This is a genomic window from Methylorubrum sp. B1-46 (genome assembly GCF_021117295.1).
Classification (GTDB): Bacteria; Pseudomonadota; Alphaproteobacteria; order Rhizobiales; family Beijerinckiaceae; genus Methylobacterium.
In genome coordinates this window covers 2,621,316-2,640,445 of record NZ_CP088247.1, presented here as the reverse complement: position 1 = coordinate 2,640,445, position 19,130 = coordinate 2,621,316, and the positions used below count along the sequence as shown (strand labels likewise).

The window sequence follows — 19,130 nt, the reverse complement described above, 5'->3', positions numbered from 1 at the left end:
GCCGAAGACAAGGTTGTCGCCGCCACCGACCTTGATCTCGTCATCGTCGCCGAAGCCGACATCGAGGGTATCGGCCCGCTTCACGCGGCCCTGCGCATCGAAGGTGATCTGGCCGCCGTCGCCGAAGACCACATCGGCATCCGCATCGAGTTGGCCGGCGTCGATCGTGTCGGCACCGAGACCGCCAAGCACCACGTCGGCGCCTGCGCCGGTTGCGATGACGTCGCGCGCGCCGCCGTTGCGGTCGCTGACCACCCGCGCCCGGATGCCGAGTTCGAAGGCCACGAGGCCGTTGTCGCCCAGCACGATGTCGGCGCCCGCCCCCGTCGTGACGGTGTCGGTCCCCGAGCCGCCGATGACGAGATTGTCGCCGTCGCCGGCCTCGATCCGGTCGTTGCCGCCGTCAGCAGTCTCGGTCGAGGCGAACGCGATCCGCACGCCCGCCTCGAAGACCGCATAGCCGTTATCGCCGATGACGATGTCGCCGCCGCCCAGAGCCGTGACGGTGTCGGCGCCCGTGCCGCCGATGACGAGGTTGTCGCCGCCGCCGACTCGGATCACGTCGTTGCCGCCGAAGCCGGCATCGAAGCTCTCGGCACGGATCACGCCGCCGGTCGCGTCGAAGGTGACGTGGCCGTTGTCGCCGAACACGATGTCCGCGTCGGTGTCGGCCTGGCCGGCATCGATCGTATCGCCGCCGAGGCCGCCGAGCACGAGATCCGCACCGGCCCCCGTGGTGATCGTGTCGGCCGCGCCGCCACTCCGGTCACTGACAATCTCCAGGCGGATTCCGCCTGAAAAGCGCATTGTGCCGTTGTCGCCCAGCACCACGTCGGCACCGGCGCCGGTGGTGATGGTGTCGGTCCCCGAACCGCCGAGGACGACGTTGTCGCCGTTGCCCACGTCGATCCGGTCATGGCCGGCGCCGCTCGCATCGACGGAGACGAAGGCGACGCGCACCCCGGCCTCGAACTCGGCGTAGCCGCCGTCGCCGATCACCGCGTCGTTGCCGCCGAGCGCGATCACCACGTCGCTGCCGGCGCCGGCGATGACCACGTTGTCGCCGGCACCAACATCGATCGTGTCGTTGCCGTTGGCGCCGAGGTCGAAGCTCTCGGCCCGCTTGACGCGCCCGCTGGTCTCGAAGGTGGCGCGGCCGTCGTCGCCGAGCACCACGTCGTTGCCGCCGAGTGCCGTGATCCGGTCGGCACCGGCGCCGCCGAGGACGATGTTGTCGCCGCCGCCAACCAGGATGATGTCGTCGTCGCCGAGGCCGAGATCCAGGCTCTCGGCGCGCTTCACCCGGCCCTGAGCGTCGAAGGTGACGTGGCCGTTATCGCCGAAGACGATGTCGGCATCCGCATCATCCTTGCCGGCGTCGATGGTGTCGGCACCGAGGCCGCCGAGGACGAGGTCCGCACCGGAACCCGTGGTGATCGTGTCGGCCGCGCCACCGTCGCGGCTGCTCGTCACCTCGAGGCGGATTCCGCCTGTGAAGGTCACAGCCCCGTTGTCGCCCAGGACGATGTCCGCGCCCATTCCCGCGGTGAGGGTATCCGAGCCGGCACCGCCGATGACGAGATTGTTGCCGGAGCCGACCTCGATGCTGTCGTCGCCGCCGACGTTCGGGTCGGCGCTCTGAGCGAGCTTGACGCGACCCAGATCGTCGAAGGAGACGTAGCCGTTGTCACCGAAGACGATGTCGTCGTCGCTGTCATCCTTGCCGGCATCGATCGTGTCGCCACCCAGGCCGCCGATGACGAGGTCCGCGCCGACACCCGTCCGGATCGTGTCGCGGGCGCCACCGGCCGGATCGCTCTTGGCCTCGAGGCGGATTCCGCCTGTGAAGGTGACTGTCCCGTTGTCGCCCAGCACGATGTCCGCGCCGGCGCCCGTGGTGATCGTGTCCGAGCCCGCACCGCCGAGGATCAGGTTGGCACCCGCGCCTGCCTGGATCTCGTCGTCGCCGCCCAACGTCGGATCGATGGTCTCGGCGAGCGAGATGCGACCGAGAATGTCGAAGGTGATGTGCCCGTTGTCGCCGAAGACGATGTCGGAGTCCGAATCGTCCTTGCCGGCGTCGATCGCGTCGCTGCCGAGGCCGCCGATGACGAGGTCGGCCCCCGCTCCCGTGACGATCGTGTCGCGACCGCCGCCGCCGGCCCGCTCGCTGAGGGCCTCCAGGCGGACACCGTTGAGGAAGTCGACGGCGCCGTTGTCGCCGAACACGAGGTCAGCGCCGAGGCCGGTAGTGATGCTGTCGCTGCCCGAGCCGCCGAGCACAACGTTGTCGCCGTTGCCCGCGCGGATGGTGTCGTCACCCGCCACGCTCTCGTTCTTCGTCGAAACGCGGGCGAGCTTGCCCTGCGCGAAGGTCGCCGCACCGTCGTCGCCGAGGATGATGTCGAGACCGGCACCCGTAGTGATGTCGTCGGCGCCGACGCCGCCGAACACCACGTTGTCGCCCTCCCCCGCCACGATGGTGTCGCCAGCGCCGAAGGTCGATTCCATCGTCTCGATCGAGACGAGGATTCCGTCCGCGAACACGGCGCTACCGTTGTCGCCGAGGATCACGTCCGCGCCCGATCCGGTCCGGACCGTGTCCGCGCCGACGCCGCCGATGACGACGCTGCCGCCATCACCCAGGGTGATCTCGTCGCGGCCGCCGGCCGTGGCGGCGGTGGTCGACGCCTGGAGCACGCGGCCCTGCGCATCGAAGGTCGCCTGACCGTTGTCGCCGAACACCGTGCTGCGCCCGTCGCCGGCCGCGATGACGTCGCCGCCCGAGCCGCCGAGGATCACGGCCACGCCGTCGCCGACGGTGATCGTGTCGTCTCCGCCGACATTGTCGTAGGTCGTCTCGGCGAGGATCGGCAGCCCCGCGGCGGTGAGCCGGACATGGCCGGCATCGCCGAGGATGACGTTGGTGCCGGTGCCGACCTTCACGCCGTTGCGGAACCCGGCGGTGATGCTGTCGCCGCCGGCACCGCCGACGACGGTGTTGCGGCCGCTTCCGAGCGCGATCGTATCCCGGTCGCCGACCTCGGGGCTGAGGCTCGCGATCTCGATGAGGGCGCCGGCCTCGAAATCGGCCTGGCCGCTGTCGCCGAGCACGACGTTGCTGCCGTCGCCGGCGGTGATCGTGTCGCGTCCGGTGCCACCGAGCACCACGTTGTCGCCGTTGCCCACCGTGATGCTGTCGTCGCCGCCGATGGCGGTGTCGAGCGAGAGCGCGCGGCGGATCAGGCCGAGGGCATCGAAGGTGACGACGCCGTTGTCGCCGAGGATGACCGCCCCCTTGTCGCCGCCCTTGATGGTGTCGCCGCCGGCGCCGCCGAGCACGACGTTGGTGCCCGTGCCGAAGGTGATCGTGTCACCGCCGCCGGTCGAGGGCGCCGTGGTGGCGATGCGCGCCAGCACGCTCGTCGTCACGCCGTTCGTCACCGCGACGGTGAAGTCGGCCTCGCCGCTGTCACCGAGGATGACGTGGTTGCCCGCGCCGGTGGTGATGGTGTCCGCGTCCGCGCCGCCGATGATCCGGGATTCACCGTCCTCGGCCGTGATGATGTCGGCTCCGCCGATCTCGGGCGTGATCGACTCGATGCGCTGGGCACGGCCGTTGCGGAAGGCCGCCTTGCCGCTGTCGCCCAGGATGACGTGGTTGCCCGCGCCGACCTTGATCGCGTCCGCGCCCGCGCCGCCGAGGATGGTCGTATCGCCGTCATTCGCCTCGATCGTGTCGTTGCCGCCGATCTCGGTCGCGGTCGAGGTCACCGTCGCGATGGTGCCGTCGATGAAGGTGGCCGAGCCGCTGTCGCCGAGCACGACCTGGCGGCCCTTGCCCAGGGTGATTTGGTCGGCGCCCGCGCCGCCGATCACCGTGGTGTCGCCGTCCATGGCCTCGATGGTGTCGCCGCCCCCGACGCCTGGATCGATGCTCTCGATCGAGACGAGGGATCCGGCATCGAACAGCGCCTTGCCGCTGTCGCCGAGGATGACGTGATTGCCTGCGCCGACCTTGATCGTGTCGCTGCCGAAACCGCCGATGATGGTGGTGTCGCCCTCCAACGCCGTGATCGTGTCGCCGCCGCCGATCTCGGTCGCAACGGAGGTGATCGCCGCGATCTTGCCGTCCGCGAAGGTCGCGGAACCGCTGTCGCCGAGGATCACCTGACGGCCCTTGCCGAGGGTGATCGTGTCGGCCCCTGCACCACCGATGACGGTGACGTTGCCGTCACCGGTCACGATGCGGTCGTCGCCGCCGATGCTCGCCTCGTCGTCCGCCGTTTTGATGGAGACCAAGACCGGGACCGGAACGCTCACGCCGCCGACGAGGCGGGTGCCGGGCACGAAACGCGCCTCGCCGGTATCGCCCAGGATCACGTGCGTGCCGGCGCCGACGGTGATGCCGTCCTTGCCCGCGCCGCCGATGATCGTGGTGTCGCCGTCGGTCGCCTTGATCGTGTCGTCATCGCCGATCGCGCCGTCGAGACTGCGCAGGCTCGTCAGCACGCCGCCCGCGAAGACGGCCTCGCCGTTGTCGCCGAGGATGACGTGGTTGCCCGCGCCCGCCGTGATGATGTCGGCGCCGAAGCCGCCGATGATCATGGTGTTGCCGTCGGTCGCGGTGATGGTGTCGCTGCCGCCGACGTTTGGATGGGTCGAGACCACGCGGGTGACGACGTGGTTGCCCGACAGCGCGATGCCGGCCGTCGCCGAGCCGTCCTGATAGATCTGGCCGTGATCGCCGACGATGACGTTGTCGCCGCCCTTGGCGTCGATCGTGTCGGTGCCGGCGGCCCGTGACTGCTCGATGAAGGGATCGGCGATCGTGACGATGCGCTTCACGTCGTCGAGGTTGAAGCTCGAATCGCCGAGGATGATGTCGGCGCTGGCGCCGCCCTCGATCCTGTCGTTGCCGGTGCCGCCGGCGATCAGGTTGCGGCCCTGGCCGCCCTTGATCGTGTCGCTGCCCGCGCCGCCGTCGATGATGACGAGGCCGGTCGCGCCCGAGGCGTCGATGACGTCGTCGAGGCTGACGGTGGAGGCATCGACATCGATCGTCCCCTCGTCGCGGAAGGCGATGGCGCCGCCGGTGCGGACGCTGTCCGTGGCACTGTAGCGGCTACGGTCGGCACTGGTGTCACCGAACAGGGCGAGCGTGCCCTGCGAGGCCTCGACGGTGATCGTGTCGGCGCCGCCGCCGCCATGGATCGTCGTCAGGGTGTCGATTGCCGTGCCCTTGACCGTGACCCGGTCGGCCCCCGAGCCGAGCAGCAGCTCGACCGAGGACATGTCGCGGTAGGTCACGCCGCCCTTGAAGGTCACATTGGTGGCGCTGCCGCTCGCGGCCGTGTTGACGTCTTTGCGCGACATCCCGAAGCCGGAGATGTGGTCGGCGTTCACCACGCCGTCCACGCCCGCCGTGGTGGAGTCGTTGAAGAGCGAGACCTTGTCGAAATCCTTCTTGGTCGGGTCGATCGTGATGTCCCGCGTGACCGGGCGGTTGGCCTCGCCGGGCAGGACGATGGCGGGGGTCAGCGAGCGGCTGTCGGGACCGGCGCCGCCGATCAGGACCAGCGGTCCCTCGATGCGGCTGAGCTCGTGCGTCTGACGCGAGAAGGTCTTGAGGTCCGAGGTCACCTTGGTGGCGGCGGGGTTGCTGAGCACCGTGACCCGCACGGCCTGATCGAAGTTCGACGCGTCGAAGGTGATCGTCGCTGGCGTCGAAGCGGTCGCCGCCTTGAAGCGCAGATCGCCGCTTTGGGTGATGGTCTGGCCGTCGCCCGCCAGCGTGATCGTCACCGATCCCAGCGGCGCGGTCGTCAGGACCACGTCGTAGTGGGACGGCTGGCCCGGCGTCACGACGACCCCGCCCTCGGCCGGGGTCACCACGACGCCCGCCGTGTTGCCGTCCGTCACTTGGACACGCACCACCGGTTCGCCGACGAACGCCGCCTTGAAGAAGCCCTCGCCGCCCGTGCCGGCGAGCGTGCTCTTCACGATGTGGGTGATCTCCGCGACGGTGCGGTTCTCGGGCGTATCGTCGGCCGGCGACGAGATCTGCACGGTCTGGGGCTTGTCCCAGTTGCCGGCATTGAAGGTGAGATACGCGAAGCCGTCCGCGTCGGTCAGCAGCGGGTTGCCGGCGGCATCGGTGAAGACGAGCTGTGAGAGACGATCCAGCGGCAGTCTGAGAGTGACGGTGACCGTCTCGTTGGCCTGCGGGGGATTGTTGAGGACGACGGTGTAGCCGTCCTTGTTCTGCGCCTGGGCGGCCCGGCCGCGGGTCATCTCGATGAGCGAGGTGCTGCCGCCGCTCTCGACGATGATCAGGCCCGGCTTGTCGTTGTCGATCACCTTGACCAGCGTCGTGCGCAGGTAGGTGGAACTGACCTCCGCGTTGGAGCTGATGACCGAGTGGCCGATGGCCACGCTCTGCTCGCCCTCGGCGGCCGTATCCGTTTTGGCGCGGACGAGGATCGTCCCCGTCAGCTCGGGCTTCCAGACATAGACGCCGTTCTTGAGTTCCGTGACGAAGCGGATCGTCAGGGCGTCCGACCAAGTGTTCCCGTCGATCGAGACCTCGACCGTGCCCGCATTTCCGGCCAGCGCCCGCAACTGCGCGGAGGCCTGCGCGGCGGAAACGGTGACGACCGCCCAGTCGTCCCGGCCGAGCTGCGTCCGCGTCGGGGCGGGCGGCGCGATCGCGTAGGAGCCGACGCTGCTGCCCTCGACACCGATCGTGGTGATCCCCGAATCCTCGCGAAGCGTAAGGCCGCCCCCGTCACTGACGCTGCCGCGATCGGCCGTGGCGACCGACGCGTTGATGCCCGGCACGAACAGGCCGTCATAGCGCTTGTCGGTGCTCGCGGCGGTGTGGTTGATGACCGCCGAGTTGCCCTTGGCGTCGCGCGCCACGACCTCGCCGCTGACATCGCCGGCCACGTTGAAGGTGTCGCTGCCCGACCCGCCGATGAGGGTGGTGACGACGCCCGGCGGTGTGGAGAGCACGTAGAACGTGTCGTCGCCCTCCAAGCCGTCGACTTCGACCGCCTGGATGTTGCTGAAGCGGATCGACAGCCCGGCGCCGAAGATGCCGTCGCTCGTCACGACGAAGGTGTCGGCGAACTCGGTTCCGAGCGCGACGATCTTGTTGAAGCCGGTGCCGCCGTCGATCTCGAGCGGCGCGTTGATGTTGTACTCGATCCGGTCGTTGCCGGCGCCGGCATTGAGCTTGATCTTGTTGTCCTGCGGGTTCGACCCCGCCAGGGCGAAGGCACGCACGATGAAGGTGTCGTCGCCGTCCTCGCCTTCGAGGCGCAGGTCCGCCTTGTTCGAGTAGACCTGGAACAGGTCGTCGCCGGTGCCGCCGTAGATGACGGCCGGGATCGAGATGCCGCGGGAGAGATAGCCCCCGAACGAGAGCTGTGTGGTGTCGAAGACGTCCTCGCCGAGCAGGCCGTTCGCCGTGTCGCGCAGGCTCGCGAAGACTTGGCCGACCTGGAAGAAGTCGTTCCCCTCGCCGCCGTCGATGGTCATCAGCGCCGAGGTGTCGTCGAGCGCGAAGCGGTCGTCACCCTTGCCGCCCTCGACGATGACGCGCCCGTTGACGCTCATGTCGTAGTTGATCCGCTCGACGCTGGCGTTCGCCGGATAGGTGCCGTCGGCGTTCGGATGGACGAGCGCGACGAAATTCCGACGCATCAGGAACTGGTCGGCGGCATCGGTGCCGAGGATGGTCAGGGTGTCGACGCCGCGTTCCGGATTGCCGGAATCCGTGACGTTGATGCGGTAGGACGACGCCCCGTTCACCTGGATGCGGATCGTGTCGGTGTCCTGGCCGCCATCGATGTCGAGCGTGTCGGTGCGCGTGCCGGTCGTGCTGGTGAGCGAAGGCAGGCGATCGACGTTGATCGCGTCCGCCCCGTCCTCGCCGAAGACCCGGGTGTTGCCGGAGATTTCGCTGACGGCGAGATCGAGCGCGTCGTCGCCCGCGCCGAGCTTGATCGTCGTCGACGCCGCGCGGACCCGGCCGCGCAGGGCGAACTTGTCGTTGCCGCCGAGGCTGGTCAGCGCCAGCGTCGAGGTGGCGATGGTGGTGCCAAGCAGCGTCAGCGCGTTGTTGCCCGCGCCGAGATCGATGACGACCTTGGCGCCCTTGATCGTCGCGCTCTGGACGACGGCACCGGTGACGCGCGCCGCATCGATGACGGTGTCGACGCCGGCGGCTGTGGTCAGCGTGAAGTCCCCCGTTCTCGCCTCATGGCTGCCGGCGAGTTCGACGTGGTTGTCGCCGCCGCCGAGCGCGAGCGTGATCGAGGCCGCAGAGAGATCGATGGCGTTCGTGACGACGAGACCCGCGACGCGGTAGTCGGTCAGGATGTCGCGGCCGGTCCCGCCGGTCAGGGAGAAGCCGTCCCGGATCGCGTACCGGCCGACGAGCGTGGCCGTGTTGGCGCCGTCGCCGAGCTGGATCGCGAGGGAGCCCGCCTCGAGGTCGGCCGTCTCGACCGTGCCGTTGACGACGCGCAGGTCGCTCAGTGTATCGGTGCCGCCCGCCGCCGTGATCGTGACGGCCTCGGCGACCCGGTAAGTGCCGGTCAGGGTCAGCACGTTGGTGCCGGCGCCGACATCGATGCTCAGCGATTTCGCCGCGTAGCTTCCCTGGAGGTCGACGATGTCGTCGCCCGCGCCGGTCGTGATCGTGATCGCGCCGGTCGGGACCCTGTAGCCGCCCGAGAGCTGCAGTCTGTTGTTGCCACCGCCCAGGTTGATCGAGAGCGAGCCGGCCGCGACACTGGCCCGGCTCGTCACGCCGCCGACCGTGCGGGAATCCAGCAGGACATCGTTGCCGGACCCGCTGCTGATCGTGAAGGCGTTCGTGATCCCGTAGCTGCCGGTCAGGGTGATCTCGTTCTCGCCGTCGCCCGCATCGATCGCCATCGAACCGGCGGCGTAGCTGCCCTGCAGATCGAGGATGTCGTCGCCCGAGCCGGTCGTGATCGTGATCGCGCCGGTCGGGATGGTGTAGCCGCCCGAGAGGTGCAGGCTGTTGTTGCCGCCGCCCAGGTCGATCGAGAGCGAGCCGGCCGCGACACTGGCCCGGCTCGTCACGCCGCCGACAGTGCGGGAATCCCGCAGGGTGTCGACGCCCGCTCTTGCCCGAATCGTGAAGGCGTTCGTGATCCCGTAGATGCCGGTCAGGGTGATGTCATTCTTGCCCTCGCCCGCATCGATCGCCATCGAACCGGCGGTGTAGCTGCCCTGCAGGTCGAGGATGTCGTCGCCCGCGCCGCCGGTGATGCTCATCGCACCCGTGGACACGGTGATCGCGTCGGTGAACGTGATCGTATTGTTGCCGTTGCCGGCGAGCAGGCCGATGGAGCCGCCGCGCGTGAGCGCGCCTTCCGAGATCCGGCCGAGCGTGATGACCTCGTTGGGATCGTTCGGGTTGCTTCCGCTGACGGTGATGGTGCGCTCGCCGGTCATGAACGTGCCGTCGAGAAGGTAGGTGCCGCCCAGGCCGCTGCCCTGGATCGTGATGGTGCGGCCCACGAAGAGACCGAACAGTCTGACGGTGGCAGCGGCCTCGTTGGACGCCACGACCATATCGTTGCCGTCGGTGTCCTTCACCACCTTGAAGTCGGCCTTCAGGACGATGTCGCCCTTGGCCTTCACCACCGCGCCCGCCTCGACGGTGAGGTCGTCGCCGGCGGCAAGGGTGACGGAGCCCTCGGTCGAGAAGATCGTGACGCCGGATTGGACCAGCAGGAGGTCGTCGCCCCGGGTCGTGTCCTCGCCCGAGAACACGTTGATGGACTTCTTCGAGATCAGGTCGGTGCTGATCGTGACGGGGCTCGACGTGCGCACGTTGATCGCGCCGCCGGCCTGGATGCCGGTCTTGGCCCCCACGGTGACGCCGCCCACACGCAGGCCGCCGACGTTCCACAGCCAGACATCATTGCCGGCCGTGGCTTCGATGCCGCCATAGGTGTCGCCGGTCGCGGTCTTCAGCTTGGCGATGATGCGCTTCGTTGCCGTGCCGATGCTGCCCGAGGCGATGAGCTTGGCTTGGCCGGAGACGAGGTTCGAGCTGCCGCCGTTGCTGTCGTTGTAATCGGTCGATCCGTTGAGAATGCTGCCCGTCGCGGCCGTGAGGATGGCGACGCGGTTATCGGCGGCCGCGATGCTGGCAAGGTAGACGTCGCCGCTGGTCTCGACGACGTCGATGTTGCCGCGCGTGGCCGAAAGCGTGACGCGGCCGGTCGTGGTGCCGCCGACATTGCTGTCGAACTCGAAGGCGTCGGCGCCGGAGCCGATGCCGTCGCGCGCCGTGAGGACGATGGAGCGGCCGCTGACATTGGCCCGTCCGCTGCCGACGAGATCGGGCGCCGAGTCGATGTCGCGCGGGTTCGTCAGATCGCCGCCGTCGAGGATCGAGGCCTGCGCGCTCAGGATCACGTCGCCCGTCGTGGTGATTGCCACCACCCGAAGGTCGGTCGCCGTCTCCGTCAGAGCGATGGTCCCCGTGGCGCTCGCCCGGACGGTTCCGGTCAGCTTCACCTCGATGGCGTCGGCGCCCACATGGGGAGTGCTGGCGTTCGGACCGGCTTGGCCGATCGCGCCCGCCGCCCTCAGGGTAAGGTTGCGTGCCGAGATCTTGGTGTTGTCGTTCCCGACGCCGTCGAGGATGCTGCCCCGGTCGGCGGCGAGGAAGATGTCCTTCTCGGTGAAGGCGGATTCCAGCTTCAGATCGCCCGCGCGGGCGGTGATGTAGATGTTCTCGGCACTGCGGACCGCCAGCGTGCCCGTCAGTTCGACGCCGATTGCCTTCTCAGCACTGCCGACGGCACCCCGGCCGCCTTCGAGGATGGTGTCACCGCCACGGACATTCGTGTCGGCGGCGCCGCGGCCGTTGACGAGGCCGTTGTCGCCTTTGAGGCGGATTTCCTTGCCCGCCGTGGAGGTGACCAGGCCCACCGTGGCCGATGACGGCGTGGTGATGAAGATCTGACCGCCCGCGCTCACGTCGAGCGTCCCCGCGGTCTCCAGCACCACCGCCTTGCGCTTCTGGATCAGGAGCTGGGTGACGAGATTGAACGGATTCCCGGCGTCCTTGGCCGATTGGAACACGACGAGGTTGCGGCCGGTCTCGGCGGTCGGCGCGAGCTTGTTCGCGTCGAGATTGCCCGTGTCGAGGACGAGGGTCGCTTTGCCCGCCTTCGCGATCTCGTAATAGGTCGCGGCCCCGGTCGCGTTGGCGGTCGTCACGCCGAACGCGCCGGCAAGGCCGATCCGCAGGCCCTGCTTGAACCCGTCCGCCAGGAAGCTGGCGTCCGGGTCGGACAGGGCACGGTTGACGACGGTGACGCCGCCGGTGGCCGCCGTCGCCCGCACGCCGACCTCGACGCTGGCCGCGAGCCGGCCGTTCAGGCCGCCCGTGGTGTCGAAGAGCTGGCCGGCCTCGAGGCGGATCACCCCGCCCGCGATCGCCGCGATCCTGAACACATTGGTGGCGATTGCCGTGGTGTTCGTGGTGTTCCCGGCGATGAAGAGCGTGTCGCCGACGGTGTAGAGCGAGGTATCCCAGGTGCCGCTCGCGAGCGTCAGCACACCCTGGTTCGTCAAAGCGTCGTTGCTGAAGCTCAGCGCGACTTCGCTCGGAGCGGCCTTGAGGCGATCGACGGACATCGTCGCCGCAGCACGCGGGGCCTCGCCGCTCACCGCGACGCTGGCGCCGAAGGTGACGTTGCGAGCGATCCCTTCCTGGAAGGTCTTGCTGCCGGAGAAGGCGACGGTGATCACCGTGTCCGTGACGGACACGATCTTGAAGTAGGCCCGGGTTTCGGCGGTGGCGTTCTGCGTCAGACCGCCGATGAACAGCGTGGCATCGATGACGTTTCCGTCCTTGATGAAGGCGGTGAGGTCCCAGCGGTCGCCATCCACACGGGTGACGGTTCCGGTCGTGCCATTGTTGGCGAAGATGACGCTGGCGGTGATCGGCGCCTTCGTGAGGAACACGAGGTCGCTGCGCTCGGCGGCGGCCAGATCGACCTGCTGGTCGGTCGTCATCCGCGGCGCGTTCGGGCCGACCGCGATCAGGGTCGTGCCGCTGGTCGAGCCGACATTGTCGGCCGTGACGAGCTTGATCGAGCGGCCCTTGATGATCGGGCTCTGGATGTCGACGACGGTGCTGGGCACCTCCTTCAGCAGGCCCTGGCCGACCGCGCTCAGCAGTTCCTCTTCCGTCCAGCGCTTGATGCTGTCGTTGATCTCCTTGGCGGTCGCCCGATCGACGAAGAAGGCCGGATTGTCCTGCTTCTGGGCCGTCAGGGCATTCTCGCCGTAGGATCCCGGCAGGCTGTTGAAGAAGGCGTGGAGCGCCCGGTACTGCGCCGTGAGCGCCGCTCCGCGCGCATCCTGGGCCGCTTGGCGGGCGGAGGCGATGGCGGGCGAAGCGGTGGCCTGAGTTTCGACCGCAGCCTGGGCGCGGGCCGTGGCCGCCGCATCGATCAGAGCCTGCCCGGTGAGGCGCGGCGCGAAGGAAGTGTCGTAGATGCTCGAATCGAGCTGCTGGTTGCGGTAGCTCCAATAGGTTTCGTAGCGGGCCTTGTCCTGGTCGGACCGCGCTTCCACCCGCGATGCATCATAGGCGTTGCCGAGGCTGCCGAATTCGGCGTGAAGCCGCGCGTACTCCGCCTTGAGCGCGACCTCGGCCGCCACGACCTTCTTGGCGGTTTCCGCCTGCAGGAACATCTCGCCCAGCGTCTGGAACTTGGCCTGGTCGGCGAACTGCACCGCCAGGGCGATCCGCTCGGCGCCGGTGATCCGCACGATGCCGTCCGCGTCGGCACTCGCCTTGTAGCCGCTGTAGATCTGGTAGGCCGTGCCGAGCTTCGGCAGGTAACGGTCACCGAAGCCGGAATAGACCGCATGCAGCTGCGCGTACTCGGCCGCGCGGGCATCGCGCGTCGCCTGGATCTTGGCCTCGACGTAGTTGTCCTTGGCCGCGCCGCTCAGCGTCGCGCCTGTGGCATCGGTGCCGAACGTGCGAGTCAGATCGGCGATCTCGGCATTCGTCAGCTTGAGCACGCCGTTCACCAGCGAGCCACGCAGCTTCCAGTACAGATCGTACTGTGCCGCGAAGCTGCTCTGGTCACCGCCGACGGTGCCGGGGAAGCTGCCGAAGGTCAGAGCGAGGTTGCGGTAGTCGGTCGTCCGAGACGCCTCGACCTGCTGGATCTGATCGATGACATAGGCGGTGAGCGCGGTGCTTGCGAAGATGGCGTTCAGCCGGGCGGAATCGGTCGGCGCGGCGCTGGCGAAGATCGCGTTCAGCTTGGTGTACTCGGCCCCGCGTGCGGCCAGCGTTATCTGGATCTTGGCCGCGACATAGTCGTCCTTGGCCGTGCCGCTCAGCGCCGTGCCGGTGGCATCGGTGCCGTAGAGGCTGGTCAAGTCGGCGATCTCGGCGCTCGTCAGCGCGGGCACGCCGTTCACCAGCGAGCCGCGCAGCGTCAGGTAGAGCTTGTACTGGGCCGTGAAAGTGCCCTGGTCACCCTTGGCAACGCCGGAGAACAGAGCCGAGAGCCTCGCGAACTCGTCCGCGCGGGCCTCCTGCACCACCTTGATCTGAGCGTCGATGTAGCTGTCCTTGGCGGCTCCGGAGAGGCCGCTTCCGGTCGCGTCGCTGCTGAACTGCGCGCGCAACGCGTCGCGCTCGGCACTCGTCAGCGTCATCGCGCCGTTGACACGGCTCGCCTGCAGCACCTCGTAGCGGGCGTAGGCGGTCTCGTAGCTGGCGAGCGTCCTAAACGCCTCGTCCGCCAACCGCGCGCCGCGCGCCTCCGCCTCAATCGCGGTCTCGTAGAGCGCCCGGATCTCGGCCTCGCTCAGACGCGTGTTGCCGCGCTCGCTCTCGAGCTGGGCGATCTGGGCGGTGACGCGGGCGATCATCGCGTCGCCGGAGATCGGCGCCGCATGGGTCGCCGCCTGGATCTTGGCCAGGGAGGCCGCCGTCGCCGTGACGGTGGTGCTCGGGTCGAAGGCGCTGCCGCTCGGCTGCGTCCCGCGGATGGCCCAGTAGGTCCCGTAATCGCCGGCGAGATCGGCGTGATAGACGTCGCCGTATTGACCGTATTGCAGGTGAAGCGCGCGGTACTGCGCGGTGCGCCCCTGCTCGATCGTCGCGACGGCCTTGCTGACGTAGGTGGTCAGGGCGCTGCCGGTGAGCCCCTTACCCGTCGCCTCTTTCCCGTAGAGGTCTTGGTAGTACTGTAGCTCGCCAGTCTTGGCGCTGAGCTTCACTTCGAAATTCGCATCGTAGACGGCGGGAGTCGTCTGCTGGCTCCGGTAGGACCAATAGGCGTTGTAGTCGCGCTGCCGGCCGCCCTCGAAGGCGCTGAGCGTCTCCTTGAACTTACGGTTCGCGTCCTCGGTCGTGAGGGCGAGATCCTTCCAGACGCCGCCGATCAGGTCGGCCGCCTTGCGCTCGTCGCGCACGACCACGTTGTTCACGTTGAGCAGGCTGCCGCCGCGGACCTCCACGACGACGTCTCCGCCGGCGGTGAGGCTGTTGAGGCGCAGGTTGCCCGCGGTCTGGCGCACCGACACGTTGCCGCCGGCTAGGATATCGACCCGGTCGCGCTGCGTCTGACCGCCGGTGAGGTTCAGCGTTGCGCTGCCGGTCACGTCGCCGAAACCGATATCGCCGGAGGTGGCGACCAGCGTGATCACGCCGCCCCTGATCGCGCCTGCCTTGCCGCTCGCCACGACGATGCCGGGGGCGGAGACGAGCGTGACGTCGCCGCTGGCGGAGACGGTATCGATCTGCAGGGCCGGGAGGCCGGCGTTCTCGATGTAGACCGACCCCGCCGCCGAAGCGGTCAGGACGACCGGTGCGGAGTAGATCCGCTTGCCGTCCTTGTCCGTGGTGAACACGCCGTCGACCAGCAGCGCCTGGGCACCGGCCGTCGGGACGGCACCCGGACCTTTGGCATCACTTCCAAGGAGGGCGGTGCCGGTCCCGATGTTGCCCGACCGTGAGGTGAGGCTGACCGTGGCGGCCGAGATCGAAGCCGTCGCGTTCATCTGCTCGATCGAGCCGACGGCGTCGATCGTCACCTTACCCGAGGCGTTGACGATGCCGCCCTTGATCAGAACCTTGCCGGCACCCGTCGAGGTGATGCTGATGTCACCGCGGTCGGCGCCGTAGAACGAGATCTGGATCGGGCGGTCGGCCTTGACGTTAGCCGTGGCCGTCGTCTCACGGAGCTGCTCCCGCGACCACTCAGTGTAGTACGTCTTCTTTCCGTACCACGTGCTCTCTTGCCAGGAATCCGTGATCTTCGCAGCGCTGTAGTCGCCGAGAGCGATGGGCGATGGGTTCTTGATCGAGGGATCCGACGGATTGGGAATCGTCGGGAAGGTATAGGCGGCGTTGTTGTTGATATCGAGGTAGTAGAACGTCCCCGACTCGAGCATCCGCACGTCGCCGTTGGCAACCTCCTTGAAGCCCTGGATCTTGGCCGGATCCTTCGCAAGAGCATCGATGCCTGCCCAGGACGAGGTGCCCGTCACGGTCGTCTCGTACTTGGTCGAGCTCTGGCCGACCGCGTAGGCGTAGCGCCATCCCTCCTTGGGCGTGTAGGTCGCGATACGGCCGTCATCGGTCCGATCCGGCCGATCCGCGTCCGTCGAGGGGTCCCTCTTCTCATCGTTGTAGACCGTGCGGACTTTGGTCGAGACGGCGTTCTGCCCGGCGCTGTTCTTCGTCGATTCATAGATCGTGCTGCGATAGCGAACGGTGTCACTCGCGTAGGACAGGTCGTTCAGGACCACGCTGCCGGCGCCGCGGCTGCTGTTGTCGAGCTTCTCGATGACGACGTCGTACTTCGATTGGTTCTCGACGGTGATGTTCGAATAGCCGGCAAGGGCCTCGATCCGGCCGGTGTCGATGCCGGTGTTGAGGATGTTGCCGGTGATGGAAACGGACCCGCCGTAGGTCACGAGCTCGTGGACGATGAGCTGCTCGTTGATCGTATCGAGCTCGACCGAGAACAGTCCCTCCTTCGAGAGGCTGGCGATCGTCATGTACGGCCCGGTCTTGTTCGCCAGGGCCTTCTCGATCTCGCGGATCGCCGCCTGATCGACAACGATTTTGTACTCCGAAACACCGCTACGGATCAGGCCGTTGACGTTGACGAATTGTGCGTTGATCGAAATCTGGTTCGCCTGAAGATTCGGATCGCTGGATTTTACCGATAGCTTCGCGACAATGGCGTCGACGCTCGATGGCTTGAAGCCATTGTCCACGAAGGCACCCTTCACCTGCGAATAGGGCGTGCCTCCGACTTCATAGACGGACTTGTCGCTGACCGAGCCCGGTCCGCCGATCGTTGCCGAACCGCTGGCCTTGGACAGATTTTGCTTGACGATGATGCGCGCGCCCGGATCGACGAAGAGGTCGCCTTTGCTGATCGCGGTGAGAATGGCATTTGGCGCGCTGATTGCGCCGGCGATGATCAGTGAACCGGCCGGGATCTTGTGGCCGTTCAGGCCGGTCTCGACCCCCTTGTTGTTGGTGATGTTGATGACGCTGTCGGGCGCGTTGCTGAAGCTGCCGCCCGAAGCGATCCTTGAGAATGCGACAATGCTCGCCGTGTAGCCGTCCTTCGCCGCACTCTGGGCATTGATCTCGTTGATCTTAGCCCTCGGGTCGGTCGCGAGGGAGACCTTGATGCCGTTATAGGTCAGGCCACCCGAGGATTCCGGCATGGTGATGCCGCCGATCCGCAGTGAGGCGGTCGAGTTGTTCTCGATCTCGACCTTGCCCGACTCCTTCGCCTCGAAGGCGCCGCTGCCGCTGAGGTCGTCCGCGAAGACGGCGATGCGCCCGGCGCCCGCCGTGAAGGCGCCGACGGTGATGACCTGGACCTGCTGGCGCACGGCGCCGACGCCAGCAATGGTCTTGCCGTCGCTTTCAAAGAAGATCTCGGCAAGCCCCTGAGCCTTCAGAATGCCCGCGATGCGCAGGATCTCGCTGTTGTAGAAGGCCTGCAGGGCGGTATCACGCTGGTAGTCCCGCTTCTTGGCCATCGCATCGTTCAGGGCCTCGATCAGGCCCGAGCGGAGCAGCTCGGTGCCCATCGCGATGGTGATCGGCAGCCTGGGCGCCGTGAGGAGCGCCGTCGCGCCTCCCGTGTCCTGGCTCAGGGTGAAGGTCTTCGGCGTCGTGCCGTCCGTCACGAAGTTGCCGTCCGCGCCGATGGCCTGGCCGCCGAGATAGATCGTGCCGGTGAGGATGGTTTTGCCGGGGGTGCCGCCGGTGACGTAGGTATGGCCGTTCGCGGTGTAGGTGGTGGGCGTACCGGCCTGGTTGCGCAGCCCATCCAGAACGATCTTGATGTCGCTGATGATGCCGGTGCGGACCGTGCCGTCCATGACGACGCGGCCGATCGACGATGTTTTGGCGTCACCCGCCTGCACCGATTGCGGGTTGCCGCCCAGCAGGCTGTCGACGGCTCCGGCAAGCGCCGTGGTCCAGCTCGTCCCCTTCGCCTTGGCGTCGGCGCCGGCCATGCCGAACCAATTGGTGTTGAACACGGCGTCGCCGCCGGTCTCCAGCAGCGTGCCGGACCGGACCGTGATGGTGTTGGCCTGCTTGAGGTTGATGTTGGCGCTGATCGACTGGATCGGGATCGCGCTGCCGGCGAAGGTATCCGTACGCGCGGAGAGATCGTAGGGGTCGTCGCGCAGGTCCGCCTGCTTGCCGGCGGCCAGGGTCAGGTTGCCGTAGACCTTGGCTTTGACGTCCGCGCCGATCGTGACCGCATTGTTCGGCCGCAGCGTGATGTCGGTGCCGCCGGTGGCGACGGTGGCGCCGCCGTTGGTCTCGGTGTTGGCGCTGATCGCCGCCGCCACCCGCGTGTTGGCGTTGGCGGTGAGATTGCCGAGCGTCAGAATCTGAGCCTTGTCGCCGACGGTGATCGTGGCCTCCAATCCGGCGCCGTTCCGGCCGGAGAGCGTGGCCGTCGCCCCCGCGCCCGAGAGCGCGCCGCCGGTCTTCAGCACGACCTTGTCGGTGACGTTGACGTCGTTGAGCGCCGAGAGCGTGACGTTGCCGTAGGCGCTGACGAAACCCGTGGTCTCGAGCTTGGCTTCGTTGCCGATCGTCACGGCCGTGGACAGGCCGAGTTCGGTCCGGCTGAGCGCACCGGCGCCGGTGATGAAGCCGCCCGTGCTGCCGTCGATATTCGCGCTCGACAGGAGCGGCTTCAGCACGGCGTTCCGCGCATTGGCCGTGATGTCGTAGGCGAGGATCTCGGCCTTTTCACCGATCGCAGCCGTCGCGTCATGGGTGACGGTGTTGGTGGACAGGGCGCCGCTACCGGCAAGAGCACCGTAGCTGTTGGTGATGATCTGCCCGTTGGTCGTGGTGGTGTGGTCGGCGTTCAGAAAGAACAGGCCGCTGCCCGAGCGGCCGGTGATCAGATCGACCTTGGCCCCTTCGCCCAGCGTCGCGGTGGTGCTGCCGCCCGTGACCGTGGTGGTGACGGCGGCAGTGCCCGAGGCGAAACCGTAGGAGCCGGCGGTGGCGGCCGCCAGGTTGTCGTCGGTCCCCGTGGCCGTGAGCGAGAGCGATCCAGCGCGGATCGTGTTCACGGTGGTGACATTCGCAGCGGTCTGCGTAGCGGATTCCGCGAGCGAGACCGTCGCACCCGCCGCGACGAGACCGGCGCTGGCGCTGTTGGCGTTCGCGCGTTGCTGCGTCGCGCTCGTTGCGGCGAGCGACACTGCCCGCGCCACGTTCAGCACCGTTCCAGTGCCGAAGGTGGCGGTGATCTTGCTGGAATTGGTCGCCTTGGTCACCGTCGATTCGATGCCGATCAACCCGCCGACCGCGCCGGTCGCCTCGGCTTGCGCCGTCGGGCTCGTGCCGCGGGCAAGGCTTGCCAGCACCGTCACCGTGTTGGCGGTCAGCCCGGTCTTCTCGGTCGAGGCCGAGACGGTCGCGGCCACGTTGGTGAGCGCGGTCGAGGCACCGACCGCGGCGGTGCCGGCATTGATGCCGGTCGCCTTGGCATAGGCGGACGGCGTCGCGGTCGCCGTGACGACGACATCGTCGG

1 protein-coding gene (only partly in view) is annotated in these 19,130 nt (G+C 67.9%); it reads right to left on the bottom strand.

Every position in this 19,130-nt window falls within one protein-coding gene, locus LPC10_RS12185, for an S-layer family protein (RefSeq protein ID WP_231346899.1), read on the bottom strand. The gene is 46,212 nt long; 7,926 of those nucleotides lie to the left of the window and 19,156 to its right, leaving coding positions 19,157–38,286 in view, spanning codon 6,386 (partial) through codon 12,762 (complete); reading right to left, the first codon wholly in view occupies positions 19,126–19,128. The start codon and the stop codon both lie outside this window.